The sequence below is a fragment of the Nocardioides sp. genome, from assembly GCF_035481145.1.
GTDB lineage: Bacteria > Actinomycetota > Actinomycetes > Propionibacteriales > Nocardioidaceae > Nocardioides.
In genome coordinates this window covers 14149-40633 of record NZ_DATIHB010000090.1, presented here as the reverse complement: position 1 = coordinate 40633, position 26485 = coordinate 14149, and the positions used below count along the sequence as shown (strand labels likewise).

Genomic DNA, 26485 nt, shown 5'->3' with positions numbered 1-26485 from the left:
CTTCTGCGCCGACCTGTCGGATCCGCCGAACCCCGCTCGTGGAGTGGGTGTCAGCACCACCAACCGAAGGAATTGATCCCCATGACGCTCTACATGCTCTCCGTGCACCACGACGGCACCGAGGACTTCTCGCAGATGACCCCCGAGGACATGCAGCCGATCTTCGAGGCGGTCGAGCGCTTCAACAAGGACCTGCAGGACGCCGGCTCGTGGGTCTTCGCCGGTGGCCTCGAGCCGATCGAGGCAGCCACCACCGTCGACAACACCAAGGGCGAGGCGCTCGTCATCGACGGCCCGTTCTCGGAGTCGAAGGAGTTCCTCGGTGGCTTCTGGGTGATCAAGGCCGGCGACCTGGACGAGGCACTCGCCTGGGCCCAGAAGGGGTCCGCTGCCTGTGAGGGCAAGGTCGAGGTCCGTCCCTTCCAGGGCGACACCGAAGGTCTCTGACGACCCTTGTCCGGCGGGCGGTCCGACACTGATCTCACGTCCGTGTTCCGTGCGGAACACGCACGTGTGGTCGCCACGCTCGCTCGTCGCCTCGGCGACCTCGACCTCGCGGAGGACGCGACGTCCGAGGCGCTGCTGGTGGCGGTCGAGCGGTGGCCCGTCGACGGCATCCCGCCGAACCCCGGCGCGTGGCTGACCACCGTCGCCGGCAACAAGGCACTCGACCGGATCCGGCGTGAGGGCCGGCGCGACACGAAGGAAGCAGAGGCAGCACTCATGGCAACCCAGCTCTCCGGTGGGTCGCCCGAGCCCGGCGGTCCGATCGACGACGACCGGCTCCGGCTGGTCTTCACCTGCTGCCACCCCGCACTCGCCCTCGAGAACCGGGTGGCGCTCACCCTCCGCCTCCTGGGCGGGCTCACGGTCGCCGAGATCGCGCACGCCTTCCTCGTCCCCGAACGGACGATGGAGCAGCGGATCACGCGGGCCAAGAAGAAGATCACCGCCGCCCACATCCCCTACCGCGTCCCGGCCGCGGCGGACCTGCCGGCGCGCGTGTCCGGCGTACTCGCGGTGCTGTATCTCGTCTTCAACGAGGGCTACCTCTCCTCCGGAGTCGTCTCCCGTACGGCGGGCCCCGACGCGGCCGCGCCCGTCGCCGTCCGCGCGGAGCTGTGCGAGGAGGCGATCCGGCTGACCCGCCTGGTGGCGTCCCTGCTGCCCGACGAGCCCGAGCCCCTGGGGCTGCTCGCCCTGATGCTGCTCACCCAGGCCCGGGCCGAGGCACGCGTGGTCGACGGCGAGCTGGTCACGCTCGATGCCCAGGACCGTGCCCTGTGGGACCCCGCGCTCATCGACGAGGGGCACGCGCTCGTGCGGCGCTGCCTCACCATCGGCCGGCCGGGCCCCTACCAGCTGCAGGCGGCGATCAACGCGGTCCACTGCGACGCCGTCGACGTCTCGATGACCGACTGGTCGCAGATCCGCGCCCTCTACGACCAGCTGCAGCTGATGACCCCCTCGCCCGTGGTTGCGCTCAACCGCGCGGTCGCAGTCGCCGAGCTCGATGGCGCTGCAGTCGGGCTCGCCCTGGTCGAGGACCTGGCCGGCGCGCTCGACGGCTACCACGCCTTCCACGCCACCCGGGCCGACCTGCTGCGCCGGCTGGGCCGGGTGGTCGAGGCCGGCGACTCCTATGCGCGAGCCATCGAGCTCGCCGGCAACCCGGCCGAGCGGGCGTGGCTGACCCGGCGGCGCGCCGCGCTCTGAACCCTGATCACCGCCGGCGCCTCAGGACTCCCCCGACCAGACCGCCGGCGAGGAGCAGGAGACCCGCGCCACCGGCCGCCAGGGCCCAGCCCGGCACCGCGGACTGCGCAGGCGGATCGTCGCCGGCGAGCGAGCTCTCCACCGCGGACGGGCCTGCCGGGGACGCCGGCCGGAAGGACCGCACGTCGTCTGCCATCTCCCCGCTCAGCGCGAACACGGTGCACGGGTTGAGCGCGCCGTCGGCCGGTGCGATCACGAGACGGGCTTCGCGGTCTGACCGACTTCCCTCCCACCACCCCGGCAAGTCGACGTCGAAGGTCACCCGCTCCGCAGGCGGTGTGCCGCGCCAGACCTCGTCGACCTCGAGCGTGACCTCCTCGTCGGAGGACGCGACGATCCTCCCGGCGTAGATCACCCTCGCTTCCGACAGGACCACCTGCGGCCCGACGCAGCTGAGCGCAGCGGCAGTCGAGCCCAGGGCACCCGCCCCGACGACGATCGTGGGTGCCAGCACCACGGTGGCCAACAACGACTTCATGTCCGTACGACGCCCTGCGGCACTCGCCGGTTCCCTTCTGTGCCGACGCGTCAGCGAGCCCGATCTGCGAGGCTGAGGCCATGTCTGTCGCGCGTGACGTCACCGCAGTCCTCGTCGGAGCAGGGCTCGGCAAGGCCTCGGCACTCGGGGTACGCCGCGTCGCCCCCGGCTCTTCCACTCGTCTGCTCGCGCTGAGCCTCGTGCCCGTTGCGCTGGTCTACCCCGCCGCCCGGCGCTCTTCCGCCCGCTCCTGCAGGGCAGCCCTGCAGGAGGCCGGCGGCGTGCTCGCGATGGCCGCCGTCGTCGCGGCAGCCCGCCGTACGACCAGGCCGGAGGTGGTCACGGCCGCGGGCTGGCTGGCCCACGCCGCTTTCGACGTCGTCCACGACGCTGGCGACGGCTCGCGACTGCCGGGGTGGTATCCCGCCTTCTGCGCGGGGTACGACGCGGGGGTTGCTGCGGACCTGCTGATGCCCTGACGAGCCCGGGGGTCGTCGACGTCGATGCGATGGACGAGCCTCAGTTCGATGGGCACAGTGTGCCCATGCGCTACCGCGACCGACCGACCATCGAGGTCTCCCGCCGACTGCCCTGCCCGCCCGCTGCCGCGTGGGAGGTGGTGACGGACATCGAGCTCCCGCTCGCCCACTCGCCCGAGCTGAAGCGGGTCCTCTGGTCGACCGGCACCGACGTCGCGATCGGCAACGTCTTCCACGGCGAGAACGAGAACTCCGTCCGCGGCGCCTGGAGTGTCGACTGCGTCGTGACCGAGGTCGAGCCCGGCCGGCGCTGGACCTGGGACGTCCACGGTCCCGACGGCGTCATGGCGACCTGGGGCTTCGAGGTCGACCCCGGGCGCGAGGGCTGCACCGTGCGTCAGTGGGCGCGCATGGGCCCGGACCCCTCCGGGCTGAGCGTCTTCATCGACGCACACCCGGAGCAGGAGGCACGCATCATCGAGGGCCGTCTCCAGCAGTGGCGCGACGCCATGGCGACGAACCTCGACGAGGTCGCCCGCCGGGTGTCCTGAGCGTCAGTTCTGACCGACCAGGTCGCCCATCCCCCAGAAGTACAGCAGCGCCAGGACGGCGAAGACCGCCAGCGTGACCAGCAGCGGGACCCACGGTCCCTTGCGCGGGCCGTGCAGCGGCTTGTCGATCGTCGGCGGCCCCTCACGAGCCACGTCGTCGGCGATCTCGCGCTCGTCGGGCACATGGCCCTTGGGGTTCTGGGGTTCTCCACCCAGGCTCATCGCTACCTCCTCGGTCGCTGATGCGCAGGTGGTACCCGCCTGCTCGCGGGCGACACTCAGAGGCCGAGGACCGCCAGCGCCTGCTGGGCCATCTTCTGCTCACCCAGCGCGTTGGGGTGCACGATCACCGGGTTGTTGCCGAGCACGGCGGGCTCGATCCAGCGGACGCCATACGGCTTGCAGGCGTCGTGGCCCTCGGAGACGACGTTCATGTCGACGTACGTCGCTCCGGTCGCGGCAGCGGCGCGGCGGACGGCGTCGTTGAGGGCCGCCTGGATGCTGCGCAGGTAGGGGACATCGCCGGTGGCGACGGGCATGCGGAGGAAGCAGCCACCGGTCGCCGGCATGATCCACGGGTAGCCCAGGATCGCCACGCGCGCGTTGGGGGCCTTGGCCCGGGTCGCCTGCAGCGCCCCGACGAGCGCCGGGTAGGTCACGTTGTTGATCGTGTCGGCGAAGGACGTGCCGTACTGCTTCTGGCACGGGTTGCCCTGGCCCAACGTGGAGAGACCGGCGGCACCGCACTTGGCAATGGCGTTGATGAAGACGCCACTGTCGTTGCCGCCGATGGTCATCGTGACCAGGTCGGTGGTCGCGCCGACCGCGTCGAGCTGCGGCGCGGTGTCCGGGTGCTGTCGCGTCGTGAAGTCCTTCGTCTGCGCGGCACCGCAGGTGACGTCCTTGAGCATGTAGCCCCGCGACGCCGCGATCACGTGCGCGAAGTTGCGGGTCGACCGCAGGCAGGTCGCGCCGGTCAGGCCGCTCCTCAGGTCGAGCGGGAGGACACCGGACGCCGCACTGTAGGAGTCGCCGAGCGCGACGTAGTTCAGCGGGGCCGCCTCCGCGCTCGTCGGAACAGCGGCGAGGACTGCGGCCGAGGTGAGTGTGGCAGCGACAGTGGCAAGGCGACGGAGCACGGGGTCCCTCCCGGGGAGTTCAGCGGGGCGTTGCACTGTGCAACGACCGTTGTCATCACAAGTGACGCTCACCCGGTCACGCGCGAGCGCGCACAGGAGACCAGCGCGTCGAGATCCAGCCCGTAGGTCTCCCCCACGTACGCCTCGAGACGGCCGGCGCCACGCTCGACGAGCCGCTGAGCGCCGACCGGCTTGCCCCGGGCGGCGTGCGTGAGGCCGACGCAGAGCTGTGCGAGCCCCTGCCAGAGCGGACGCTCCGCCTCGGGACAGTCCTTCCAGCGCGCTTCAAGCACCTCGTGGGCGGAGAAGGGCCGCCCCTCCGCGAGCAGCCGCCGCGCCTCGGAGATCGTCTCCAGCGGCGGCAGCGGCTCCTCGGAGACCGGCTCGACTCCCTCCGCGCCGTACGGCAGCGGACGACCGAGGGCGTCGCGGGGCCGCGCCTGGCGGGCACGGCCCAGCTCGTCGCGGTCGCGGTCGGGTGGGGTCACGCCGCCAGTCTGGCAGCCTCGTCTGCCGTCTCCTCAGGCCGGCAGCGGGAGATACCAGGGAAGGAAGCAGCCACAGAACGCGAGGAGGGCACCCAGCGACATCCAGCTGACGGAGCTGTGCACCCAGCCCCGGATGAGCGCTGCCAGCGCCACTGGGTTCACGACCGGGGCGAACCAGAACGGCAGCGGCGCCCAGGACCTGTCATCGGCGTACAGCAGGACGATCGCGATCACCATGCAGCCGGTGTAAGCGGCGAGGGCACCACTCCACGAGATCATCCTCGACCGCTCGACCCACGAGCTCGCGGCCCAGCGCTGGCCGAAGCTCGTGGTGCTCACTTGCCCTTCTTCTCCGCGGTCTGGGTGGTGGACAGCGCAGCCACGAAGGCCTCCTGGGGCACCTCGACGCGGCCGACCATCTTCATCCGCTTCTTGCCCTCCTTCTGCTTCTCGAGCAGCTTCCGCTTGCGGGAGATGTCGCCGCCGTAGCACTTGGCGAGGACGTCCTTGCGGATGGCGCGGATGGTCTCGCGGGCGATCACGCGGGCACCGATCGCGGCCTGGATCGGCACCTCGAACTGCTGCCGCGGGATGAGGTCCTTGAGCTTGCCCGCCAGCATCACGCCATACGCGTACGCCGCGTCCTTGTGGACGATCGCGGAGAACGCGTCGACCGGCTCACCCTGGAGCAGGATGTCGACCTTGACCAGGTCACCCGGCTGCTCGCCGTCGAACTCGTAGTTGAGCGAGGCGTAGCCCTTGGTCTTGGACTTGAGCTGGTCGAAGAAGTCGAAGGCGATCTCGCCCATCGGCAGGGTGTAGCGCATCTCGACGCGGTCCTCGGAGAGGTAGTCCATGCCGTGCAGCGTGCCGCGCTTGTTCTGGCAGAGCTCCATGATCGTGCCGATGTAGTCGGACGGCGAGAGGATCGTCGCCTTCACGACCGGCTCGCGGACCTCGGCGATCTTGCCGTCGGGGTACTCGCTCGGGTTGGTCACCTCGATCTCGGAGCCGTCGTCCATCGTCACGTGGTAGACCACGTTGGGAGCGGTGGAGATCAGGTCGAGGTTGAACTCGCGCTCGAGCCGTTCACGCGTGATCTCCATGTGCAGCAGGCCGAGGAAGCCGCAGCGGAAGCCGAAGCCGAGGGCGCCGGACGTCTCCGGCTCGTAGGTCAGCGAGGCGTCGTTGAGCTGGAGCTTCTCCAGCGCGTCACGCAGCTCGGGGTACTGGTCGCCGTCGATCGGGTAGAGACCGGCGTAGACCATCGGATTGGGGTGCGCGTAGCCACCGAGCGGCTCGTCCGCGCCGTGGTGCTGCAGCGTGACGGTGTCACCGACGCGCGACTGACGGACGTCCTTCACGCCGGTGATCAGGTAGCCGGTCTCGCCCACGCCGAGCTCGCCGGCCTTCATCGGCTCGGGGCTGATGACGCCCACCTCGAGCATCTCGTGCACGGCGCCGGTCGACATCATCCGGATCCGCTCGCGGTGCTTCAGCGAGCCGTCGACCACACGGACGTAGGTGACGACGCCGCGGTAGGTGTCGTAGACCGAGTCGAAGATGAGCGCGCGCGCCGGGGCGTCGGCGTCGCCGACGGGCGCCGGGACCTGCTTCACGATCTCGTTGAGCAGGTGCTCCACACCGAGGCCGGTCTTGGCGGAGGTGAGCAGCACGTCCTCCGGCTCGCAGCCGACGAGGTTGGCCAGCTCGAGGGCGTACTTCTCGACGTTCGCGCTGGGCAGGTCGATCTTGTTGAGCACCGGGATGATCTGCAGGTCGGCGCCCATCGCGAGGTACAGGTTGGCCAGCGTCTGCGCCTCGATGCCCTGGGCGGCGTCGACCAGGAGGATCGCGGCCTCGCATGCCTCGAGCGACCGCGAGACCTCGTAGGTGAAGTCGACGTGGCCCGGCGTGTCGATCATGTTGAGGATGTAGGTGCCCGGCTCGGCGTCGGCGTCGTTGCCCTCCGCGACCGTCCACGGCATGCGGACCGCCTGCGACTTGATCGTGATGCCGCGCTCGCGCTCGATGTCCATGCGGTCGAGGTACTGCGCCTTCGCCTCACGCTCACCCACGACGCCGGTCAGCTGGAGCATGCGGTCGGCGAGGGTGGACTTGCCGTGGTCGATGTGCGCGATGATGCAGAAGTTGCGGATGATCGACGGGTCGGTCTTGCCAGGCTGGGGTGCCGACTTAGCTGCGCTGCTCACAACAGGCGATTCTCCCATGGGTTGCCGGGCGTTCCTGCCACCCGTCGGGCACCATGGCTCTCCGTGACCGTCCCCGCGCTCCGTCTCCCCGTCGCGCGCCGCATCTCGTGGCCCTTCCTGCCGCCCGAGCTGCGCGCCGAGATCTCGGTGCGCTGCGGCGCCGAGGTGGTCGAGGAGGAGGCGTGCGAGCTCGGCTTCACACCCGGCTTCGCGGCGGTGCTGACCTGCGCCGATGGCACCCGCCACTTCGTGAAGGCCGCCTCCGCCAAGGCACAGCGCGGCTCCGCGCTCTCCTACCGCGCTGAGATCGCCGTGCTGAAGTCGCTGCATCCGACGCTCCCCGTCCCCCGCCTGCTGTGGTCCATCGACGGCGACTGGGTCGCCCTCTCCACGTCGTACGCCGGCGGGCGAGCGCCGGCGCTCCCCTGGCGCGCTGACGAGCTGGAAGCGTGCCTCGACGCCCTCGAGCAGGCAGCGTCGCTGCTCACCCCGTCGCCTGTCTCCGCAGGACCGGTCGCCGAGGAGTTCGCCGCCTGGCCGTCGTACTGGGGGTGGGTGCTGCCCCGCGAACACCTGGACGAGGCAGCGGCGCTGGCCGCAGGATTCGCCGCGCACTGCGGCGGCGAGACGCTCGTGCACGGTGACGTGCGGGCCGACAACCTGCTGATCATCGGCGACGGTGCCGGTGTGCGTGCCGAGGTGCTCGACTGGACCTGGCCTGCCGAGGGCGCCGCGTGGCTCGACACCGTCACGCTCCTCGCGCTGGCCCGCTCCCAGGGGGCGTCGGGTGTGGACGAGCTGCTGGCGACACGCGCCCTGACCCGCGACGTACCGGAGGAGGCGATCGACTCCTGGCTCGCCCTGCTCGCCGGCTACTTCCTCAAGTCCGCCGGCGACCCGGTGCCGCCCGCCGCGCCCCACCTGCGCGGACACCAGCAGGTCGCGGGTGAGGCGTTCTGGGACTGGCTTGCCGAGCGCCGGGGATGGCTCTGACCCGTTTTTGCAGCCGAGTCGCACGCTGGTAATCTTTGCGGTCGCGTGTTCACGTCGGGCCTCTCCCCTCTCACCCCACGAGTGGCCAGGGATCGAGCGCCGTACCAAACACCCGTTTTCTCAGTCTTTCGAAGGACAGATTCATGGCGAACATCAAGTCGCAGATCAAGCGCAACAAGCAGAACGAGGTCGCTCGCGAGCGCAACAAGGCCGTCAAGACCGGCCTCAAGTCCGCGATCCGCAAGTTCCGCGAGGCCGCCGAGGCCGGCAACAAGGACGTCGCTCTCGACGCCGCCAAGACCGCGCTGAAGAAGCTCGACAAGGCCGCCTCCAAGGGCGTCATCCACAAGAACCAGGCTGCGAACCGCAAGTCCTCCATCGCCAAGCAGGCCGCTCAGCTCTGAGCCCCGCTGCGCCAGCACGAACGCCGCTGCCCTTCGGGGCGGCGGCGTTCTGCATTTCCGGGTGCGTGGCGGGGCGGCAGGGCTCCGGCCTGCTCCGGGAGCCCTGCCGACTGGCTTCCCCCATGACGCTGAAGACTTCTCGTCACATGCTGGCGAAAAGTCTTCACGCTGTTCGGCCCGCTGCGCGGCGTGCGGGCCGGAGCCGGGAGCTCTCCGAGCGTGGTTGCTTCGGCCCCGCCCTCGAAGGGTGACCACGCAGCGCGTCGCGGCCGAAGCAACCGTAGGGAGGGAGAGCTCCCGGCGCAGGCCCGGAGGCCCCCCAAGGCGCAGCGTCAGCGCGGGTCGCGGAGCGCAGCCACGGTCAGCACCAGCCGCTCCAGCGTGTACGCCGCGTCGTGGGCCGCACCCTTGATGTCGGCGTCGGCCTGGGCGACGGCGCGGATGGCGGCGGCGAGCCCGTCCGGGGACCAGGAGCGGGCCTGGTCACGGATCGTGCGGAGCTTCCACGGGGGCACCCCGACCTCACGGGCAAGGTCGTTGTCGCGCATGCCGCGCGGGGCGCCGACGAACTTGGCCAGGCCGCGCACGCTGCCGGCGAAGGCGGAGGTGACCAGGACCGGCGGGGTGCCGCCGTCGAGGGCCCAGCGGAGCTCCTCGAGCGCAGCGGCGCGGCGGCCGAAGAAGGCGGCGTCGGCCACCGCGAACGACTTGGCCTCGGCGCGGCCACCGAAGTAGCGCTTCACCTTCTCGATCGTGAGTGGCTCGCCCGGGAAGTCGTTGGCGAGCTGGTGCGCCGCGGCGGAGAGCGAGCGGAGGTCCTGGCCGACGGCGGTGACCAGGAAGCCGGCGGCCTCGGAGTCCATCCGGGCACCCGAGACGCGCGCCTCGGAGACCGCGAAACCGATGAACTCGGACGGCTTGAGCGCAGCGGACTTCACCTCGGTCACGCTTGCGATCTTGCGCAGCTTGGCGAGCACACCGGAGCCCTTCTGCCCGCCGGAGTGGACCAGGACGAGCGCGATCTCCTCGACCGGACTGGCGCAGTAGTCGAGGAGCCCGGCCACCGACTCCTCGGGAAGGTCCTCGAACTGGCGGACCACGATGCACCGCGTGGTGGAGAAGAGGGACGGGGCGGCCAGCTCGCCGAGGGTCGCCAGCGTCAGGTCGCCTCCGCGGGCCTCGGAGAACTCCGCCTCCGCGTCGAAGCTCCGCACGGCCTGCTTCGCCGTCTGCACGGTGCGCTCGTTGAGGAACTCCTCGGAACCGGTCACGAGGGTGACGCGGCCCAGCACCTGCGGTCCGGACATGGCTTCACCCTAGGGCGTGCCACCGACAACGACGGCGGGGGTCTCAGTGGGTCGCGACCGCGATGCCCCCTCCGGGCCGGGCCACGACGAGGACGTCGCCGTCGAGGTCGGTGCGCCGCACGTCCATGCCTGCAGCCGCGAGCGCCGTGACCAGCTCCGGGGCCGGATGGCCGTAGCCGTTGCCGGCTCCGACCGAGACCAGGGCGAGCCGGGCACCGAGCGAGGTCAGCCAGTCGGTCTCTTGGTGTCTGCTGCCGTGGTGCGGCACCTTGAGCACGTCGACCCGGAGCCCGGGCAGCGTCCGCTCGAGGACCCGCTGCGCCTCCGGCTCCACGTCGCCGGAGAGCAGGATCCGCACGCCGTGAACCTCCGCGACCATCACCACCGACGCGTTGTTGGGACCACTCCCGCCGTCGGCCGCGGAGCCGCGCTGCACCACGCCGGGCACCGGACCGAGCACCTGCAGCGTCACCTCCCCGACCCGCCGGGTCTCCCGGTACGCCGGGACGCGCGCCCGCCCCGCAGCGAGGCGTTGCACCACCTCGACGCGCTCGGGTGGGTCGCCGAGGCCGGTGACCTCGACCGCCCCGACCTGCCGGCCGGCGTACACCCCGGGGAGGCCGTCGACGTGGTCGGCGTGGAAGTGGGTGAGGACGACGAGCGGCACGCGGCGTACGCCGAGGCGGTCGAGGCAGCCGTCGATGAGCGCCGGGTCTGGCCCGGCGTCGACCACGACGGCGGAGCCATCGCCCGAAGCGAGCAGCAAGGCGTCACCCTGCCCGACGTCGCACATCGCCATCACCCAGCCGTCAGGCGGCCAGCCCGGAGTCGGCTGCGGCACGAGCATGACCGCGACGAGCGCTGCGGAGAAGGCGAGCGTCGGCCCCCGCCGCGCCAGGAGCGGGCCGGTGAGGAGCCCGCCGACGACGCAGAGCAGCGTCAGCAATGTCAGGGCCACCGGGCCCGCGCCCCAGTCGAGCGCCGGCGTGGCGAGGCCCGCTGTCACGTGCGCCACCTCGATGATCGCGGCCGCACAACCCGCAGCCACCCAGCCGCAGGCGGCCCCGAGCGGGTGCCAGACCAGCTCCAGCACGCCACCCAGGAGCCCGGCGACCGTCGCCGGTGCGACGAAGGGCTCGGCCAGCAGGTTGGCGACGACCGCGACCAGGCTCACCTGGCCCGAGATCGCCGCGACCACCGGCGTACAGGTGAGCTGCGCGGCCGCCGGGACTGCCAGGGCTGCGGCGAGCCACTCCGGCATCCAGCGAGCGAGCGCACGGGTCCACGACGGCGCGATCAGCAGGATGCCCGCGGTCGCCAGCACCGAGAGCGCGAACCCGGCCTGCAACGCCAGCCACGGCTGGACGAGGAGCAGCGCCAGCACGGCAAGACCCAGGGCACGTGGGCCCCGGTCACGACCCCCGCTGCCGAAGCCGAGCAGCGCGACCGACCCCATCGCCGCCGCCCGCACCACGCTCGGCTCGGTGCGCGCCACCAGCACGAAGCCGACGATGCCGGCTACCGCGAGGACGACCTGCCAGCGGCCGCGTACGCCGAGTGTGCGACCGACCAGGAGGAGGAACCCCACCACGAGCGTCAGGTTGGTGCCACTGACGGCCGTCAGGTGGGTCAGCCCCGCGGTCGCGAACTCCGCCTTCACCTGCGCGGGCAGGCCCACGTCGTCCCCGTCGACGAGGGCGGGGACCAGGTCGCGCTGCGGCGCCCCACGTCCCGCGACCGCCTCCCGTACGCCGGCGCGCAGCGCAGCGGCCGCCTGCCAGACGGCGCCCGGGCCGGCCACCTGGCGGGGGCTCCCGCCCGGGAGGAGGACGGCGGCCTTCGCCGGGTCGTCAGCCGGCCGGAGCCGCCCCGCGGTGCGTACCCGGGACCCGAGGTCGACCTCTGCCCACGACTCGTCGGCGACGACGAGGACCGCAGCGCGCAGCCGCGCGCCACCGCCACTCCTCCGCACCTCGCGGAGGGTCGCCTCGAACCGCACCCCACCGCCGAAGCGCTGCACCAGCGGCACCGGGTCGGAGGTGACGACGAGGAGCACCTCGACCGCCGCCCGGCGCTCCGCCAGAGCGGGCACCGGCCCCGCCGCGGAATGCTCGGTGTGCAGCGCCGCGCTGCCGGCCGTGGCGCACGCGACGAGGACCCAGGCCAGGAGGGTCGTCCGAAGCGTGGGTGTGCGCCATGCGAGCCATCCACCTGCCACCAGGGCCGTGCCGACGAAGGCCACCGCTCCCATCACCGGCACCGCGAGGACCAGCAAGGCCCCGCACCACGCCGCGGCGCCGAGCGCCGGACCACGCAGGTCGCGGCCGGGCAGGTCACGGCCGGGCAGGTCACGGCCGGGCGACATCAGACGGTGGCGTGGGGTGCGATCTCGGCAAGCGTCGCCTCACCGATGCCGCTGACGTCAAGCAGCTGGTCGACGCTGACGAAGGGCCCCTGCTCCTGGCGGAAGGCGACGATCGCCGCGGCCGTCACCGGACCGACGCCGGGCAGCTCCTCCAGCTGGGCCTCGGAGGCGGTGTTGAGGTTGACCTTGCCGGCAGCGTCACCGCCCGCACCGGTCGCGCCGGCCATGCCCGTCGTGCCCGTCCCCGCCGCTGTGACAGGTGCACCGACGACCACCTGCTCGCCGTCTGCGAGCACGCGCGCGAGGTTGACGCCCGCGAGCTCGATGCCAGGCCGGGCGCCGCCGGCTGCCCTGAGCGCGTCGGCGACCCGCGCTCCCGGAGAGAGGACCACGATGCCCGGACGCCGCACCTTCCCCGCCACGTGGACGACGACCTCAGTGGCCACCGCGTTGGTGGTGCGCGCAGCGCCCGTGGAGACGCCCGGCACCGCGATGGGCGACGCCAGGTCGCCGGCGACCGGGACCGCCATCGGGAGCTCCTGCGGCTGGCTGCGCAGCGTCAGCCAGGCGACGACACCGATGCCCACGGCCAGCAGGACCGCGACGACGGCGATGGGGCCCGGCGCCAGCAGCGCCGCGGGCACCCGGGAGGTCACCCGAGCACCCACACCACCCACTCCGCCCGCGGCGAACCTCCTCGACGCGTGTCGCCCGGGAGCCCGGATCGCGGTGACGCCCCCATCGATCCCGGCATCCGCCCCTGCGGCCACCTCCGCCCCGAGGTGCGAGGCCGCCTTCTCCTCGCGCGCCCGGGCGGCCTCGGCCGCAGCGCGCTCCCCCGTCAGCTCCGCGCGCAGCAGCGCGAGGCGCCGCGCCAGCGCCTCGTCGTACGACTCCCGAGATCCCATGGCGACGACGCTAGGCAGCGCGACGGCCGCCGCCAACCGGCGTACGGCAGCCCTGTGGACAAGCCCTCAGAGCGCCGGAGCGATGACCGCGGCGATCATGCCGGGGCCGACGTGCGCGCCGAGCACGGCGCCGATCTCGCCGACCTGCACGTCACCGGCGAGCTGCTGCTCGAGGCGGTGACCGATCTTCTCCGCGAGGACCGCGGCGCGGTCCGGGCTGGCGAGGTGCCCGATGGTCACCTGCACGCGAACGTCGTCACCGAGCGAATCCGCCAACGCGGCCGCGTGGGCGACGGTGAGCTCCTCGACCCGGGCCAGGGCCTTGCCGGCGGTGCGGACCTTCTCGAGCGTCTCGATCCGGCCCTCGTGGACGTGGAGCAACGGCTTCACCGCGAGTGCGCCACCGAGCAGCGCGGCCACCGTCGTCACGCGACCGCCGCGGCGGAGGTACTCGAGCGTGTCGACGTAGAAGATCGTGTGCGAGCCGTCACTGACGCTCCGGGCGGCCTTGACCGCCTTGCGCACGGACCCACCGGAGCCGATCACGGCAGCCGCGGCGCGGACGGCGTAGCCGAGGGCGAAGGCCGCCTGCCGGCTGTCGACGACGGTCACCTTGATCCCCTTGTCACCGGCCTCGCGGGCCGCGAGCCGCGCGGACTCGGCGGTGCCGCTCAGCTCACCGGACAGATGGATCGAGAGGACCTCGGTCGCGCCGTCGGCTGCCGCCTTCTCGTAGGCCTCGAGGAACGTCGAGGGGTTGGGCCGCGAGGTCGAGACCGGCGTCCACTCCTTCAGCGCGGTGGCGACCATCTCGGGGGTCGCGACCTCGTCGTCGTAGACGGTCGCACCGATGATCACCTGGACCGGCACGACGGTGACGCCGAGCTCAGCCACGCACGCGGCCGTCAGCGACGCCGTCGAGTCCGTGACGAGCGCGATCCGCCGCTCCTTCGTGCCTGCCATCCCTTGAAGATAGCGCCCGGATCAGCCAGCGACGATGTTGACGAGCTTGGGCGCGCGGACGATCACCTTGCGGACTTCTCTGCCCTCCAGCGCCCGCTGGACGTTGGGGTCAGCCAGCGCAGCAGCCTCGAGGTCGGCCTCGGAGATCGACGGAGCGACCTCCAGGCGGCCACGGACCTTGCCCTGGATCTGCACCACGGCGGTCACCGTGTCGTCGACGAGCAGCGCCTCGTCCACGGTCGGCCAGTCAGCCTGCGCGACGGACGGCCCGTGGCCGAGCAGCTCCCACATCTCCTCCGCGGCGTACGGCGTGACGAGGGAGAGCAGGATCGCGACGGTCTCGACCGCCTCACGCACGGCAGCATCGGCCGGGCCACAGCCCGAGTCGATCGCCTTGCGGGTGGCGTTGACGAGCTCCATCGTGCGCGCGACGACGACGTTGAAGCGGTGGCGCTCGAGCAGGTCGGTGCACTCGTGGACCGTCTTGTGGGTCACTCGGCGCAGCGCGACGTCACCGGTCGCCGGATCGACACCCGGCGCGGACGTCACGTCACCGGCGAGGCGCCAGGCGCGCTTGAGGAACTTGAGCGATGCCTCGGGCGAGACGTCGGCCCAGTCGATGTTGTCCTCGGGCGGGGAGGCGAAGACCAGCGTCAGGCGCACGGCGTCGACACCGAACTTCTCGATCTGCTCGCCGAGGTTGACGCCGTTGCCGAGCGACTTCGACATCTTCTTGCCGTTGTTGATCACCTTGCCCTGCGAGAGGTACGACGAGAACGGCTCGTCCCAGGTGATCAGGCCCATGTCACGCAGCGCCTTGGTGAAGAACCGCGAGTAGAGCAGGTGCAGCACCGCGTGCTCGTCGCCACCGAGGTAGAAGTCGACCGGGCCCCACGCCTCGGCGAGCGCCGGGTCGAAGGCCTGCGTGTCGTCGTTGGGCGAGAGGTAGCGGAAGAAGTACCACGACGAGTCGACGAAGGTGTCCATCGTGTCGGTGTCGCGCTGTGCAGGGCCGCCACACGTCGGGCAGGTGACGTCGACCCACTCCGTCGCGGAGCCGAGGGGCGAGGTGCCCTTCGGCTTCAGGTCGGCACCCTTGAGCTCGGGCAGGCGGACCGGCAACTGGTCCTCGGGGACGGCGACCTCGCCGTCGACCGGGCAGTGGATGATCGGGATGGGTGCACCCCAGTAGCGCTGGCGCGACAGCAGCCAGTCGCGCAGGCGGTAGTTGATCGTGCCCTCGCCGTGGCCGCTCGCCTCGATCTTCGCGATCGCCGCGGAGATCTCGGCAGCCTTGTCGTACGCCGTGTCCTCGTCGTACACAGCGACGATCGGGAGGCCGAACTTCTCGGCGAACTCGCGGTCGCGCTCGTCGTGCGCGGGCACCGCCATGATCGCGCCGGTGCCGTAGTCGGCCAGCACGTAGTCGGAGGCCCAGACCGGGATCTGCTCGCCGGTCAGCGGGTTGGTCGCGGTGACGCCCAGGTCCACGCCGGTCTTCGGGCGGTCGGTCGCCAGGCGGTCGATGTCGGAGGCCTTCTTGACCTCGTCGAGGTAGGCCTCGAGGGCAGGCTTCTGCTCGTCCGAGACCAGCGAGGCCGCGAGCTTCGCATCGGCCGCGACGACCATGAAGGTCGCACCGGGCAGCGTGTCAGGACGGGTGGTGAAGACCTTGATCGGCTCGTGGCCATCGACGTCGAATGAGACGTGCGCACCCTCGGAGCGGCCGATCCAGTTGCGCTGGGCGTTGGCGACCTTGGCGATCCAGTTCTCCTGCAGGTCGTCGAGGCAGTCGAGGAGCTCCTGCGCGTAGTGCGTGGTCTTGAAGTACCACTGCGTGAGCTCCTTCTTGGTCACCTCGGCGCCGCAGCGCTCGCAGGTGCCGTCGCCCAGGACCTGCTCGTTGGCGAGCACGGTCTGGTCGTTGGGGCACCAGTTGACCGGGGAGTTCTTGCGGTAGGCCAGGCCCTGCTCACGGAGCTTGAGGAAGAGCCACTGCGTCCACTTGTAGTACTCCGGGTCGGAGGTGTGGAGGCGGCGCGACCAGTCGAACGCCAGGCCGTACTTCTTGAACGACTCGTACTGCGTCTCGATGTTGGCGTAGGTGTACGTCGAGGGGTGCTCGTCGCGCTTGATGGCGGCGTTCTCGGCGGGCAGGCCGAAGGAGTCCCAGCCCATCGGGTTGAGCACCTCGAAGCCGCGGAACTTCTTGTAGCGCGCGACGACGTCGTGCAGCGCCATCACCTCGGCGTGGCCCATGTGCAGGTCGCCCGAGGGGTAGGGGAACATCGTCAGCGCGTAGTACGTCGGCCTCTCCCCGGCGAGCGCGGCAGCGTCGTCGGCCCGGAAGAGGTCGAGCCCGTCCCAGCGCGCGAGCCACTTCGCCTGCGTGGCCTCCACGTCGTACGTCGAGGTCGGGTGCTCGGGGCTCTGCTCAGGTGTCGACACGACCGGCGATCTTACCGGAGGACGACTGGTCAGGAGACCAGCAGCGGCAGCGCCTCACGCAGGCGCACCAGCAGCGTGCGGGCGGCATACGGGTCGCCCTGGAAGTGGTCCTGCAGGGCGCGCTGGAAGAGCCCGTCGACCAGGGCGTACGCCGTGGTCCCCTCGACCTGGAGCCGTACGCCGGCGAGCCGGGCGTAGGCGTCGAGGAAGCGGAGCACCATCGCCTCGAGCAGCGCGTCGATCGCGGCCAGCTCGGCGCCGTCGACCGCACCGAGCCAGCCCTGGGTGCGGACGTCGTACCAGAGCCGGTGGGCCTGGCCGTCGACCTCGACCGAGTGGGTGAGCCGCTCGCCGAGCGCGGCGAGCACGCCGTCCGGCGTCGTGACCCCCGCGAGCGCGTCGTCGTAACGGTCGACACACGTGGTCTTGAAGAGCCGGATCGCCTCGAGGATGAGGGCCGACTTGTCCTTGAAGTAGTAGTGCAGGACACCATGGGAGTACGACGAGCGCTGCGCGATGTCGCGCAGGCCGGTGCGGGCGTAGCCACTCTCGGTGAGCACGTCGAGGGCCGCCTGCGCCAGCTCGGCGCGGCGATCGGCCGTACGTGCAGCGCCCACCGCGAACCCCCTTCTGGCACCCTGGATCCGGACAAATCTAGAGGCCCGGCCGGACTCTCCGTGGGGAAACGGTCCGATTGACATGTTCGAACATCTGTTCGAACATGGAGGGGTGACCGCAGCCCTCGATCTCGCCCCCGACCTGGCGGCGCTGCGTGCCCGGATCCAGCGCCTCGAGGCGCCCGGCTCCCCCGGCGACGTGGCGGGTTTCGGGGTGCCCGAGTCCCTGCGGTCCGCCTTCCCGACCGGCCTGCGGGCGGGGGCGACGTACGCCGCGACGGGGTCGCTGACCCTGGCCCTGGTGCTGCTCGCCGAGGCCTGCTCGCAGGGTGCGTGGAGCGCGGTGGTCGGACTGCCCGGCCTCGGGCTCGAGGTCGCGTCGCGGATGGGCCTCGGCCTGGAGCGCACCCTCTTCGTCCCGGCGCCGGGTGAGCAGTGGGCGACCGTCGTCGCCGCGCTCGCCGAGATCGTGCCGGTGGTGCTGGCCCGCCCGGTCCGGCTGCCGCCCTCGGAGGCCTCCCGGCTGACCGCCCGGCTGCGGGAGCGGGGCTGCACGCTGCTGCTCACCGAGCAGCCCCCGGCGACCTGGCCGGGGGTCCAGGCGACCCTCCACGCCTCCTCCGCCGGCTGGCGCGGGCTGGGCGAGGGGCACGGCTGCCTGCTGCAGCGCCGGCTCGCGGTCGAGGTGCAGCAGCGCACCGGCCGCCGCACCCGTCACCACCTGGAGGTCTCATGAAGCATCCCGGGACCAGACGTGCGCTCGCCCTGTGGTGCCCCGACTGGTCGCTGCTGGCCACGCGCACCGAGCACGGCCTCGACCCCGATGTCGCACTGGCCCTGATGGAGAAGGGGCGGGTGGTCGCCCGTTCCGCGGCCGCCGACACCGAGGGCGTGACGGTCGGCCTGCGGCTCCGCGAGGCGCAGGCACGGTGCCCCGGCATCACGCTTCTCCCCCACGACCCGTTGCGCGACGCACGGGCCTTCGAGCCGGTGGTTCGCGCCGTCGACGAGGTCGTCCCCGGCCTCGACGTACGCCGCCCGGGGCTGGTCGCCGTCCACGTCGCAGGTGCCGCCCGCTACTACGGCAGCGAGGAGGCGGCCGCGCGGGCGGTGGCCGACCAGGTGCGCGGTGTCGCCGGGCTGGTCGACGTCCGCATCGGCGTCGCCGACGGCATCCACGCCGCCGAGCTGGCAGCCCAGGCGACCACCGTCTCCACGCCGCTGCGGGTCCTCCCCCCGGGCACCTCGCGCACCTTCCTGGCCGACCTCCCGCTCGACGTGCTCGCCAACCTCCCGGGGGCCGGTCCTGAACTCGTGACCCTGCTCAAGCGGCTCGGGCTGACCACGCTCGGCGACTTCGCGGCGCTGCCGGGGGCCTCGGTGCGGGCGCGGTTCGGCGTGCCCGGCATGCAGGCCCACGACCTGGCCCGCGGGCGGGAGGTCGCCCCTGTGTGCCCCGCCGCCGCTCCGCCCGACCTGACCCGCCACGTCGTCTTCGAGCCGGGGCTGGAGCGGGTCGACCAGGTGGCGTTCGGCTGCCGCACGATGGCCGAGGAGTTCATCGCGACGCTGACCGCCCGCCAGCTGGTCTGCTCGCAGGTCCTCATCTCGGTCTTCACCGACGAAGACGCGATCAGTCAGGCGGGTCGCGCCCACAGCGACCAGGTCTGGACTCATCCGCGCCACTTCACCTCGGCCGAGGTCCTCGACCGGATCCGGTGGCAGCTGCAGGGGGCCGCCTCCACCGCACTCGCCTCGCCGACCACCCGGCACGGAGCCGTGGTGCGCGTCGAGGTGGCGCCCCTGGCACTCGACGACGCTGCCGCTCATGCAGGTGGGCTCTGGCGCGACGGGCCGGCCGACCGGATCCACCACACGGCCACCCGCCTGCAGGGCCGGCTCGGCCACGACGGGGTGCTGACCGCGACCATCGGCGGTGGCCGCCTCCTCGCCGAGCGCACCCAGCTGCGTCCCTGGGGTGAGGCTGCGCCCACGCCGCAGGCCCGCAAGGCCGACCAGCCGTGGCCGGGCAGCCTGCCCGGGCTCGCACCGACGCTGGTCTACGACGAGCCGGTGCCGGTGCGGCTGCTCGACGCGACCGGCTCCCTCATCCGGGTCGGCGCCCGTGGCGAGCTCTCTGCCGACCCCGCCTGGCTCGACCCCCGCGCGCTCGACCCGACCGGCGCAGGGCCGCGCCGGGTCACCGCCTGGGCCGGTCCATGGCCGATCCGGCAGCGCTGGTGGGACCCGTCCGAGAGCCGCCGTGTCGACCGGGTCCAGCTGGTCGACGACCACGACCAGGCCTGGCTGCTGCTCTACGAGCAGTTCGACCCTGCCGACCCCGAGCCGTGGTCGGTCGAGGGGCGCTACGACTGATGGCCCCGATCTGATGGGCTTCAGCAATCCACCCATCTCCTGGAAGGAGATGGAGCGGATCCATTCGGGCCGCCCTCCGAAGCCCGCCCCCAACGGGCGCGACGAGGCGCCGGTCTCGCGCAAGCGGCAGCCGTTCCGCGCGCCCTCCGTGGAGCAGGTCACGTCGACGACCCGCTACGCCGAGCTCCACGCCCACTCCCACTACAGCTTCCTCGACGGCGCCTCCTCCCCCGAGGAGCTCGTCATCGAGGCGGCCCGCCTCGGCCTGCACGGGCTCGCCCTCACCGACCACGACGGGATGTACGGCGTGGTCCGCTTCGCCGAGGCCGCCGAGGCCTACCCCTCCCTCAAGACGGTCTACGGCGTCGAGGTCTCCCTCGGCCTGCCCGCTCCCCAGCAGGGGGTGGCCGACCCGGTCGGCGAGCACCTCGTCCTGCTCGCCCGCGGGCAGTCCGGCTACCACCGGCTCGCGGGTGCGCTCACCGACGCGCACCTCGCGAGGGGGGCCGAGAAGGGGAAGCCGGTCTACGACCTCCACGACCTCACCTCGTCTACTGCAGGAGAGGTGGTCGCCCTCACCGCCTGCCGCAAGGGATCCGTACGCCGCGCGCTCACCGCCACCTCCGATCTCACGGCTGGCGAGATGGCTGCCGAGCGAGAGCTGGCCCGGCTCCGGGAGCTCTTCGGGGCCGAGGGGGTAGCCGTCGAGCTGCTCGACCACGGCCAGCCCCTCGACTCGCTCCACAACGACGCTCTAGCCCGGATCGCCGCCCGGCTCGGGGTGCCGACGGTCGCGACGACCGGTGCCCACTACGCCTCACCGGCCCGGCATCCGCTCGCCACCGCCCTGGCCGCGGTCCGCGCGCGAAGGTCACTCGACGAGCTCGACGGCTGGCTCCCCGGCGGTGACGGGGCGCACCTGCGCAGCGGCGACGAGATGGCGCGGCGGTTCCGCCGCTACCCGGGGGCGGTCGAGCGCACGGTGGAGATCGCCGACGACCTGGCCTTCCCGCTCCGGGCCGCGAAGCCCGGCCTGCCGAAGCTCGACCTGCCCGGCGGCCAGACCCCGATGGAGCGGCTGCGCGAGCTCGCCTGGGCAGGCGCGGCGCGGCGCTACCCGGCGTACGGGAAGGAGGTGCGCGAGCGGCTGGAGAAGGAGCTCGCCGTCATCGAGATGAAGGACTTCCCGGGCTACTTCCTCATCGTCCACGACATCGTCCAGTACGCCCGCTCACGCGGGATCCTCTGCCAGGGAAGGGGATCCGCGGCCAACTCGGCGCTCTGCTACGTCCTCGAGATCACCTCGGTCGACTCGATCTTCTACGGGCTGCCGTTCGAGCGGTTCCTCTCGCACCTGCGCGACGAGGAGCCCGACATCGACGTCGACTTCGACTCCGACCGGCGCGAGGAGGTGATCCAGTACGTCTACGGGAAGTACGGCCGCCGCAACGCCGCCCAGGTCGCCAACGTGATCACCTACCGCCCGAAGAACGCCGTGCGCGACATGGCCAAGGCGCTCGGCTTCTCCCCCGGCCAGCAGGACGCCTGGTCGAAGTCGATCGACTCGTGGGGCCACGTCGCGGTCGACGACACGAGCGCCTCCGAAGGCGGCATCCCGCGGCAGGTCGTCGAGATGGCCCAGGAGGTGCTCACCTTCCCGCGACACCTCGGCATCCACTCCGGCGGCATGGTGCTCACCGACCGGCCGATCGGCGAGGTCTGCCCGATCGAGCCGGCCCGCATGGAGAAGCGCACGGTGCTCCAGTGGGACAAGGACGACTGCGCCTGGATGGGGCTGGTGAAGTTCGACCTGCTCGGGCTCGGCATGCTCGCGGCACTGCAGTACTCCTTCGATCTCGTGCGCGAGCACCTCGGGGAGGAGTGGACGATCGAGACGCTGCCGCGCGAGGAGCAGGGCGTCTACGACATGCTCTGCCGCGCCGACTCGATCGGCGTCTTCCAGGTCGAGTCGCGCGCACAGATGGGCACGCTCCCCCGGCTCAAGCCGCGCTGCTTCTACGACCTGGTCATCGAGGTGGCGCTGATCCGGCCCGGCCCGATCCAGGGCGGCGCGGTCCACCCCTATCTGCGCCGCCGCCAGGGTGAGCCGTGGGAGTACGACCACCCCCTGCTCGAGCCCGTGCTCTCACGGACCCTCGGTGTGCCGCTCTTCCAGGAGCAGCTGATGCAGATGGCCGTCGCCGTCGGCGGCTGCGACCACGCCGACGCCGACCTGCTGCGCCGGGCGATGGGCTCCAAGCGCGGCGTCGTCCGCATCGAGTCGCTCAAGTCGCGGCTGTTCGCAGGCATGCAGGCCAACGGTCTCTCCGAGGAGAAGGCGAGCGAGATCTACGAGAAGATCCAGGCCTTCGCCAACTTCGGCTTCGCCGAGTCGCACTCGATCTCGTTCTCGGTGCTCGTCTACGCGAGCTCGTGGATGAAGCTCCACTATCCCGCTGCCTTCCTCGCCTCGCTGCTGCGCGCGCAGCCGATGGGCTTCTACTCCCCGCAGTCCCTCGCCGCCGACGCACGACGCCACGGCGTCACGGTGCTCGGACCCTGCCTGGGGGCGTCAGGGGTGCACGCCGACCTCGAGCCCCTCCCGTCGTACGCCGGACCGCGCGGGCGCGATGCCTGCCTGGCGTTCGAGCAACCACCCGTGCCGAAGGAGTTCGACCGGCGCTCGCCCGACACCACGCACGAGCACCACCGGGACCTCGGCTGGGGCGTGCGGCTCGGGCTGGCCGACGTCACCCAGATCGGGGAGGAGGTGGCTTCGCGGATCGTGGCGGAGCGCTCTGCCGGCGGCGATTTCCGTGACCAGGCCGACCTCGCCCGCCGGGTCGACCTGACCACCACTCAGCTCGAGGCACTGGCGATGGCCGGGGCCTTCTCCGGCATGTCGAAGGGAAACCGCCGCCAGGATCTCTGGACCTCCCGCGAGGCCTCCGCGCTCGCACCCGGGCAGCTCGACCTGGGCGGGCTCTCCTACCAACCGCCGTTGCTGCCGATGCTGACCGAGGCCGAGCAGCTCGTGCAGGACCTCGCCACCACCGGCCTCTCCCCCGGCGACCACCCCCTGCGCCACCTGCGGGAGGGACTGGCGGCACGGGGCGTGGTGGCGATCTCCGACGTGGCCACCGTGGAGTCCGGTCGCCGCATCGAGGTCGCCGGCCTGGTCACCCATCGCCAGCGCCCGGGCACCGCCGGCGGGGTTACCTTCCTCAACCTCGAGGACGAGACCGGCCTGCTCAACGTCGTGGTCTCACCGGGCGCCTGGGCCCGCTACCGGCGGGTGGCGCGCACGTCGGCCGCCCTCGTCGTACGCGGGATCCTGCAGCACACGTCCGACGGTGTGCTGAACCTCGTCGCCGACAAGTGTGAGCAGCTGATCGTGCGGGCGAGCCCGAAGTCGCGCGACTTCCGGTGACGGCTGTCCGCTTCATCACCTACGCTCACCCTGTGCCCAAGAGGAAAGTGAAGGTTTCCACGCAGCTGTCGGTGAGCCTCGGGCTTGCGTTCCTGCTCGCGTTCGCCGGCATCGCTCCGGCCGAGGCCGTCGACCCGCCCGTCACGATCCAGTGGCTCACGCCCGACCAGGTCGAGCATCCCGCCATCGACGACCCCCGCTCACCCGGCAACGCCGGGCTGTACGCCGGCTACCAGCTGTCCCGCTCGGCCAACGTGACCCTGCAGGCACGCAACGGCAGCGGCACCGTCGTCCGCACGCTCGCCACGAACGTCTCGACCAACGGCGGCGCCTACGGCAGCTACTTCTGGGACTACCGCGCGGGCGGCCTCCTCAACTCCACCCTCCCGAGTGGCGACTACGACCTGCGGATGACCGCGACCGACAGCGACGGCAACACCGCTGTCGCGATCCTGAAGGTGCCGCTCGACCGCGAGACCTCGGTGCCGCTGCAAGGCGCCGCCGCGGGCCAGACCGTGAGCGGCCCGCTCCCGGTCTCGATCGCCTCGAAGCCCGGGGTCAGCCTGGTCAGCGCCCGCTTCCTCATCGGCGTCGACTACGCCGCCTCCACCTGCGCGGTGACTCCGACGATGACCCCCGATGCGTCGGGCGAGATCCACGGCACCATCGACACCGCCGACTGCGGCGACTACACCGGCAAGGCCTGGGCCCAGTTCACCTGGAAGGACGCGCTTGGCGCCGGGCACACCGGCTACACCGCCCACGTCCCCGTCACCGTCGACGACCGCACCGCTCCCGTGGTGACCTGGCAGACGAAGACCGGCTACAGCCAGTACCTCACCAATCCCGACAACTACACCGTCTCTGACATCGGCTACCAGGTCGACGAGCCGGGCGGTCTCTCCGCCGCCACGTGGCGCGTGGTCGACGCTGCCGGCGTCCAGGTCGCCAGCGGCACCATGCTCCTCTCCGGACCGGGACACGAGGTCCGCTGGACGGGTCGCAAGGCCGACGGGTCCCTCGTCCCCAGCGGCACCTACAAGGTGCTCGCCCGCTTCGTCGACCGGGCCGGCAACGCCGTCGACGCCGCGCCGGTGCCCGTCACCGCCGACGCCACCGTGCCGGGCACGCTCACCGTCGAGCCCGCCGGCACCAACCGGTGGACCGCGATCGTCCGGGTGCCGAGCGGAGTGGACGTCACCGACCTCCGGCTCGAGCGGCCGACACCCGGGACAGCCTTCACCTGGAACGCCGCCACCTCGACGTGGCGCGCCCCCGTCGACCTCACCGGGACTCCGGCCGGCACGGCGTACGTCCAGGCGAGGATCACCCGCACCACGCCGGGACGGCTCAGCCCGACCACCGACTACCTGACCGCGCCGACCACGATCCAGGTGGTCGACACACCCGACACGACGCCGCCCGTCGTCACGTCCCCGCCCCTGCAGCGGATGTGGTTCGAGGACCCCGACTCCTACACACCCGTCGAGACCACCTTCGACGTCCAGGACGAGACCTACACGACGCACGACGGCTTCCGGATCGTCGACGCGAGCGGCGCCACCGTCCACACTGCGTATGGCGACACGCTCACGTGGGAGGGCTACGTCACCGGAGGCCAGCGCGCACCGGGCGGCACCTACCAGCTCGTCACGACCTGGACCGATGCCGCCGGCAACTCCACGACGGCGAACGCGACCATCGTCGTCGAGGCTGCCCCGCCGGCGAGCTTCACCGTCACACAGGACGCGGCGCGTCCGGGCTGGTTCCGCGCCGTCGTCACGCCGCGCAGCGGCGCCGACGTGCGCACCGTCTCGGTGGTCGTCGGCTACACGACGTACCCGACGACGTACGACGCGACCTCGGGCACCTGGGTCGCCGCGATCGATGGCCGCGACCTGGCGGAGGGCAGCCACGAGGCCCGCGCGGACATCACGCGCGGCACCCCCGACTCCCGCACCACCACGGGTTACTTCCACGCGCGGGCCGCCTTCACCGTCTCCGACGTCACGGCACCCGTCGTGACGTCCCCTGCCGGGACCACCAGCCATCTGCGGTCGCCCGACCGCTACGAAGGAGCAGGACTCAGCTTCGGCATCGACGATGCCTCCCCCGTCACCGGCACCGCGTGGGTGACCGACGCCGCAGGCACGGTCGTGCGCTCCGCGTGGCCGGTCACCCAGTCCACGGACGGGCCCGTCGGCGTCTTCTGGGACGGCACCCGCGACGACGGCAGCCTTCTGCCCGGCGGCACGTACGCCGTCCACCTGCGGGTCGCGGACAGCTCCGGCAACACGGCCACCGCGACACCTGTCTCCGTCGTGCTCGACGCCCGCACGCCCGGCACACTGCTGCGCCCTGCGGCCGGCGAGACGATGATGGGTGCCTCACCCGTCGAGTTCCGACCGGCGAGTGCCTGGGCCGACCGCCCGATGCGGGTCCACGTGTGCCTCGATGCCGCCACGCTCTGCGAGTGGGGCGCCGCGCTCAACAATGCCTCGGCAGACGGCATCTGGCGCACGACCTGGCCGGTCGGCACGATCCCGGCGGGCACCTACCCGGTCCGCTGGACGCTGTACTGGGTTGACAGCGCCGGGCGCCACCACAGCTACGAGGGCGCCCCGCGCACCGTGACGGTCGACCCGACCACGGTCCCGGTCGACCTCACCGCCGCCGCTCCCGCCGGCCTGACCACGTCCGTCGCCGTCGAGGCCTCGAACCCGAAGAGCCAGACACTCACGACCACCATCAACTGGGGCGACGGCACCACCACCGGCCCGGTGGCGGCGTCGACTCCAGCCGGCGTGAGCAGCCGGTCGTGGCAGCACACCTACGAGCGGGCGGGCCGCTACGTCGCCACCGTCGAGGTCGAGGGCGCCACGACGACCACGGAGACGACGACGCTCACCGCGGTCGCCAAGCCGGGTGCGCCGGGCGCGGTCAACGCGCGGCCCGGAAACCAGGCGATCACCGTCAGCTGGAGCGCACCGAGCGGACCGGTGACCGGCTACGAGGTCGCCTGGCTCACGGCCGCCGGCGAGTGGCGGCTCGGCCCGAAGCTGGCGAGCACCACCCGCACCTGGACGGTCACGGGTCTCACCAACGGTGCCCGGTACGCCGTGACGGTGCGCGCGGCCAACTCCGCGGGCACGGGCGCCTGGTCGGCGCCGCTCGCCGCGACCCCCAACGCACGGCCGCCGAAGCCTGCTTCGATCAGTGGCGCACCGCGCAGCAAGGCGGCGCTGATCTCGTGGACGGCCGGCGCCGTGACGGCGACGTACGGCCGGCCGACCTCCTTCGTCGTCCAGCGCTACCGCCCGTCCGACGGGACCTGGGCCACGGTCACGACGGTGGGCGCGACGGCCCGGTCAGCTCTGGTCGGCAACCTCCGGCCGGGCGCGACCTATCGGTTCCGGGTCCGCGCCCGCAACGCCGTCGGCTACAGCCTGCCGAGCAGCGTGGTTCGCGTGGTCCCGCGTCGCTGATGCGGACGTCCGAGCTCGGCAGGCGTGATCGACGACACGGACCACCTCGTGCGACGTTCCCTCGT

The 26485-nt window shown here is 72.0% G+C and carries 22 protein-coding genes; 10 read left to right on the top strand and 12 right to left on the bottom strand.

Annotation, left to right across the window (positions count from 1 at the left end):
- Nucleotides 1-81 precede the first annotated feature (81 nt).
- Nucleotides 82-447 (top strand): YciI family protein, encoded by a 366-nt coding sequence (locus VLF38_RS07910; protein WP_325270728.1) that lies wholly within the window; start codon nt 82-84, stop codon nt 445-447.
- Nucleotides 448-489: 42 nt separating this feature from the next.
- Nucleotides 490-1716, top strand: coding sequence for an RNA polymerase sigma factor (locus VLF38_RS07905; RefSeq protein ID WP_325270727.1), 1227 nt, complete (start codon nt 490-492; stop codon nt 1714-1716).
- 7 nt (nt 1717-1723) lie between these two features.
- On the opposite strand, the gene VLF38_RS07900 is transcribed toward VLF38_RS07905, so the two are convergent.
- On the bottom strand, nt 1724-2254 hold the full coding sequence (locus VLF38_RS07900; RefSeq protein ID WP_325270726.1) for a hypothetical protein: 531 nt from the start codon (nt 2252-2254) through the stop codon (nt 1724-1726).
- Nucleotides 2255-2334: 80 nt separating this feature from the next.
- Here VLF38_RS07900 and VLF38_RS07895 point away from each other — a divergent pair, with 80 nt between their 5' ends.
- On the top strand, nt 2335-2733 hold the full coding sequence (locus tag VLF38_RS07895) for a hypothetical protein (RefSeq protein ID WP_325270725.1): 399 nt from the start codon (nt 2335-2337) through the stop codon (nt 2731-2733).
- A gap of 65 nt (nt 2734-2798) precedes the next feature.
- Nucleotides 2799-3284 carry an SRPBCC family protein gene (locus VLF38_RS07890; protein ID WP_325270724.1) on the top strand — a complete coding sequence of 162 codons (486 nt, stop codon included), beginning with the start codon at nt 2799-2801 and terminating at the stop codon, nt 3282-3284.
- A gap of 3 nt (nt 3285-3287) precedes the next feature.
- Here the strand turns inward: VLF38_RS07890 and VLF38_RS07885 are convergent, their stop codons facing one another.
- The 5 genes from VLF38_RS07885 to lepA form a co-directional block, all read right to left on the bottom strand.
- On the bottom strand, nt 3288-3506 hold the full coding sequence (locus tag VLF38_RS07885; protein ID WP_325270723.1) for a hypothetical protein: 219 nt from the start codon (nt 3504-3506) through the stop codon (nt 3288-3290).
- A 56-nt stretch (nt 3507-3562) separates the two neighbouring features.
- Nucleotides 3563-4423, bottom strand: a complete 861-nt coding sequence (locus VLF38_RS07880) for an SGNH/GDSL hydrolase family protein (protein ID WP_325270722.1) — start codon at nt 4421-4423, stop codon at nt 3563-3565.
- A 68-nt stretch (nt 4424-4491) separates the two neighbouring features.
- The gene (locus tag VLF38_RS07875) at nt 4492-4911 is read right to left on the bottom strand and encodes a DUF309 domain-containing protein (protein ID WP_325270721.1); all 420 of its coding nucleotides are present in this window, start codon (nt 4909-4911) and stop codon (nt 4492-4494) included.
- Nucleotides 4912-4944: 33 nt separating this feature from the next.
- Complete coding sequence (locus tag VLF38_RS07870) at nt 4945-5250, bottom strand: hypothetical protein (protein ID WP_325270720.1); 306 nt, start codon at nt 5248-5250, stop codon at nt 4945-4947.
- Nucleotides 5247-7142, bottom strand: a complete 1896-nt coding sequence (lepA, locus tag VLF38_RS07865; RefSeq protein WP_325270719.1) for a translation elongation factor 4 — start codon at nt 7140-7142, stop codon at nt 5247-5249. The genes VLF38_RS07870 and lepA overlap by 4 nt, the downstream gene beginning before the upstream one ends.
- Nucleotides 7143-7187: 45 nt before the next feature.
- Between lepA and VLF38_RS07860 the strand changes: the two genes are divergently transcribed.
- Together VLF38_RS07860 and rpsT are read left to right on the top strand one after the other, a co-directional pair.
- Nucleotides 7188-8117 carry a phosphotransferase gene (locus tag VLF38_RS07860; RefSeq protein ID WP_325270718.1) on the top strand — a complete coding sequence of 310 codons (930 nt, stop codon included), beginning with the start codon at nt 7188-7190 and terminating at the stop codon, nt 8115-8117.
- Between the two features lie 143 nt (nt 8118-8260).
- A complete protein-coding gene (rpsT, locus tag VLF38_RS07855) occupies nt 8261-8521 on the top strand; it encodes a 30S ribosomal protein S20 (protein ID WP_107699257.1) in 261 nt (86 codons plus the stop codon).
- A gap of 332 nt (nt 8522-8853) precedes the next feature.
- Here rpsT and holA read toward each other — a convergent pair whose 3' ends face one another.
- The 6 genes from holA to VLF38_RS07825 form a co-directional block, all read right to left on the bottom strand.
- The gene (gene holA / locus VLF38_RS07850) at nt 8854-9828 is read right to left on the bottom strand and encodes a DNA polymerase III subunit delta (protein WP_325270717.1); all 975 of its coding nucleotides are present in this window, start codon (nt 9826-9828) and stop codon (nt 8854-8856) included.
- A gap of 43 nt (nt 9829-9871) precedes the next feature.
- Complete coding sequence (locus tag VLF38_RS07845) at nt 9872-12193, bottom strand: ComEC/Rec2 family competence protein (protein ID WP_325270716.1); 2322 nt, start codon at nt 12191-12193, stop codon at nt 9872-9874.
- On the bottom strand, nt 12193-13101 hold the full coding sequence (locus VLF38_RS07840; protein ID WP_325270715.1) for a ComEA family DNA-binding protein: 909 nt from the start codon (nt 13099-13101) through the stop codon (nt 12193-12195). Before VLF38_RS07840 ends, VLF38_RS07845 begins: the two co-directional genes overlap by 1 nt.
- 66 nt (nt 13102-13167) lie before the next feature.
- Nucleotides 13168-14064 carry a DegV family protein gene (locus tag VLF38_RS07835; protein ID WP_325270714.1) on the bottom strand — a complete coding sequence of 299 codons (897 nt, stop codon included), beginning with the start codon at nt 14062-14064 and terminating at the stop codon, nt 13168-13170.
- Between the two features lie 21 nt (nt 14065-14085).
- Nucleotides 14086-16512 (bottom strand): leucine--tRNA ligase, encoded by a 2427-nt coding sequence (gene leuS, locus VLF38_RS07830; protein ID WP_325270713.1) that lies wholly within the window; start codon nt 16510-16512, stop codon nt 14086-14088.
- 29 nt (nt 16513-16541) lie between these two features.
- Nucleotides 16542-17129, bottom strand: a complete 588-nt coding sequence (locus VLF38_RS07825) for a TetR/AcrR family transcriptional regulator (protein WP_325270712.1) — start codon at nt 17127-17129, stop codon at nt 16542-16544.
- Between the two features lie 112 nt (nt 17130-17241).
- On the opposite strand from VLF38_RS07825, the gene VLF38_RS07820 reads away from it, so the two are divergent.
- The 4 genes from VLF38_RS07820 to VLF38_RS07805 are packed head-to-tail and all read left to right on the top strand — an operon-like array spanning nt 17242 to nt 26420.
- Nucleotides 17242-17865 (top strand): hypothetical protein, encoded by a 624-nt coding sequence (locus tag VLF38_RS07820; RefSeq protein WP_325270711.1) that lies wholly within the window; start codon nt 17242-17244, stop codon nt 17863-17865.
- Nucleotides 17862-19505, top strand: coding sequence for a DNA polymerase Y family protein (locus tag VLF38_RS07815; RefSeq protein ID WP_325270710.1), 1644 nt, complete (start codon nt 17862-17864; stop codon nt 19503-19505). Before VLF38_RS07820 ends, VLF38_RS07815 begins: the two co-directional genes overlap by 4 nt.
- Before the next feature lie 13 nt (nt 19506-19518).
- The gene (locus tag VLF38_RS07810) at nt 19519-22935 is read left to right on the top strand and encodes an error-prone DNA polymerase (RefSeq protein WP_325270709.1); all 3417 of its coding nucleotides are present in this window, start codon (nt 19519-19521) and stop codon (nt 22933-22935) included.
- A gap of 32 nt (nt 22936-22967) precedes the next feature.
- Complete coding sequence (locus VLF38_RS07805) at nt 22968-26420, top strand: fibronectin type III domain-containing protein (protein ID WP_325270708.1); 3453 nt, start codon at nt 22968-22970, stop codon at nt 26418-26420.
- Nucleotides 26421-26485 lie beyond the last annotated feature (65 nt).

What these genes read in the sequence shown, in the direction of transcription:
- VLF38_RS07910 (WP_325270728.1), top strand. Translation starts at nt 82, where the DNA reads ATGACGCTCTACATGCTCTCCGTGCACCACGACGGCACCGAGGACTTC.
- VLF38_RS07900 (WP_325270726.1), bottom strand. Translation starts at nt 2,254, where the DNA reads ATGAAGTCGTTGTTGGCCACCGTGGTGCTGGCACCCACGATCGTCGTC.
- VLF38_RS07895 (WP_325270725.1), top strand. Translation starts at nt 2,335, where the DNA reads ATGTCTGTCGCGCGTGACGTCACCGCAGTCCTCGTCGGAGCAGGGCTC.
- VLF38_RS07890 (WP_325270724.1), top strand. Translation starts at nt 2,799, where the DNA reads ATGCGCTACCGCGACCGACCGACCATCGAGGTCTCCCGCCGACTGCCC.
- VLF38_RS07885 (WP_325270723.1), bottom strand. Translation starts at nt 3,506, where the DNA reads ATGAGCCTGGGTGGAGAACCCCAGAACCCCAAGGGCCATGTGCCCGAC.
- lepA (WP_325270719.1), bottom strand. Translation starts at nt 7,142, where the DNA reads ATGGGAGAATCGCCTGTTGTGAGCAGCGCAGCTAAGTCGGCACCCCAG.
- rpsT (WP_107699257.1), top strand. Translation starts at nt 8,261, where the DNA reads ATGGCGAACATCAAGTCGCAGATCAAGCGCAACAAGCAGAACGAGGTC.
- holA (WP_325270717.1), bottom strand. Translation starts at nt 9,828, where the DNA reads ATGTCCGGACCGCAGGTGCTGGGCCGCGTCACCCTCGTGACCGGTTCC.
- VLF38_RS07845 (WP_325270716.1), bottom strand. Translation starts at nt 12,193, where the DNA reads ATGTCGCCCGGCCGTGACCTGCCCGGCCGTGACCTGCCCGGCCGCGAC.
- VLF38_RS07840 (WP_325270715.1), bottom strand. Translation starts at nt 13,101, where the DNA reads ATGGGATCTCGGGAGTCGTACGACGAGGCGCTGGCGCGGCGCCTCGCG.
- VLF38_RS07835 (WP_325270714.1), bottom strand. Translation starts at nt 14,064, where the DNA reads ATGGCAGGCACGAAGGAGCGGCGGATCGCGCTCGTCACGGACTCGACG.
- VLF38_RS07815 (WP_325270710.1), top strand. Translation starts at nt 17,862, where the DNA reads ATGAAGCATCCCGGGACCAGACGTGCGCTCGCCCTGTGGTGCCCCGAC.
- VLF38_RS07810 (WP_325270709.1), top strand. Translation starts at nt 19,519, where the DNA reads ATGGGCTTCAGCAATCCACCCATCTCCTGGAAGGAGATGGAGCGGATC.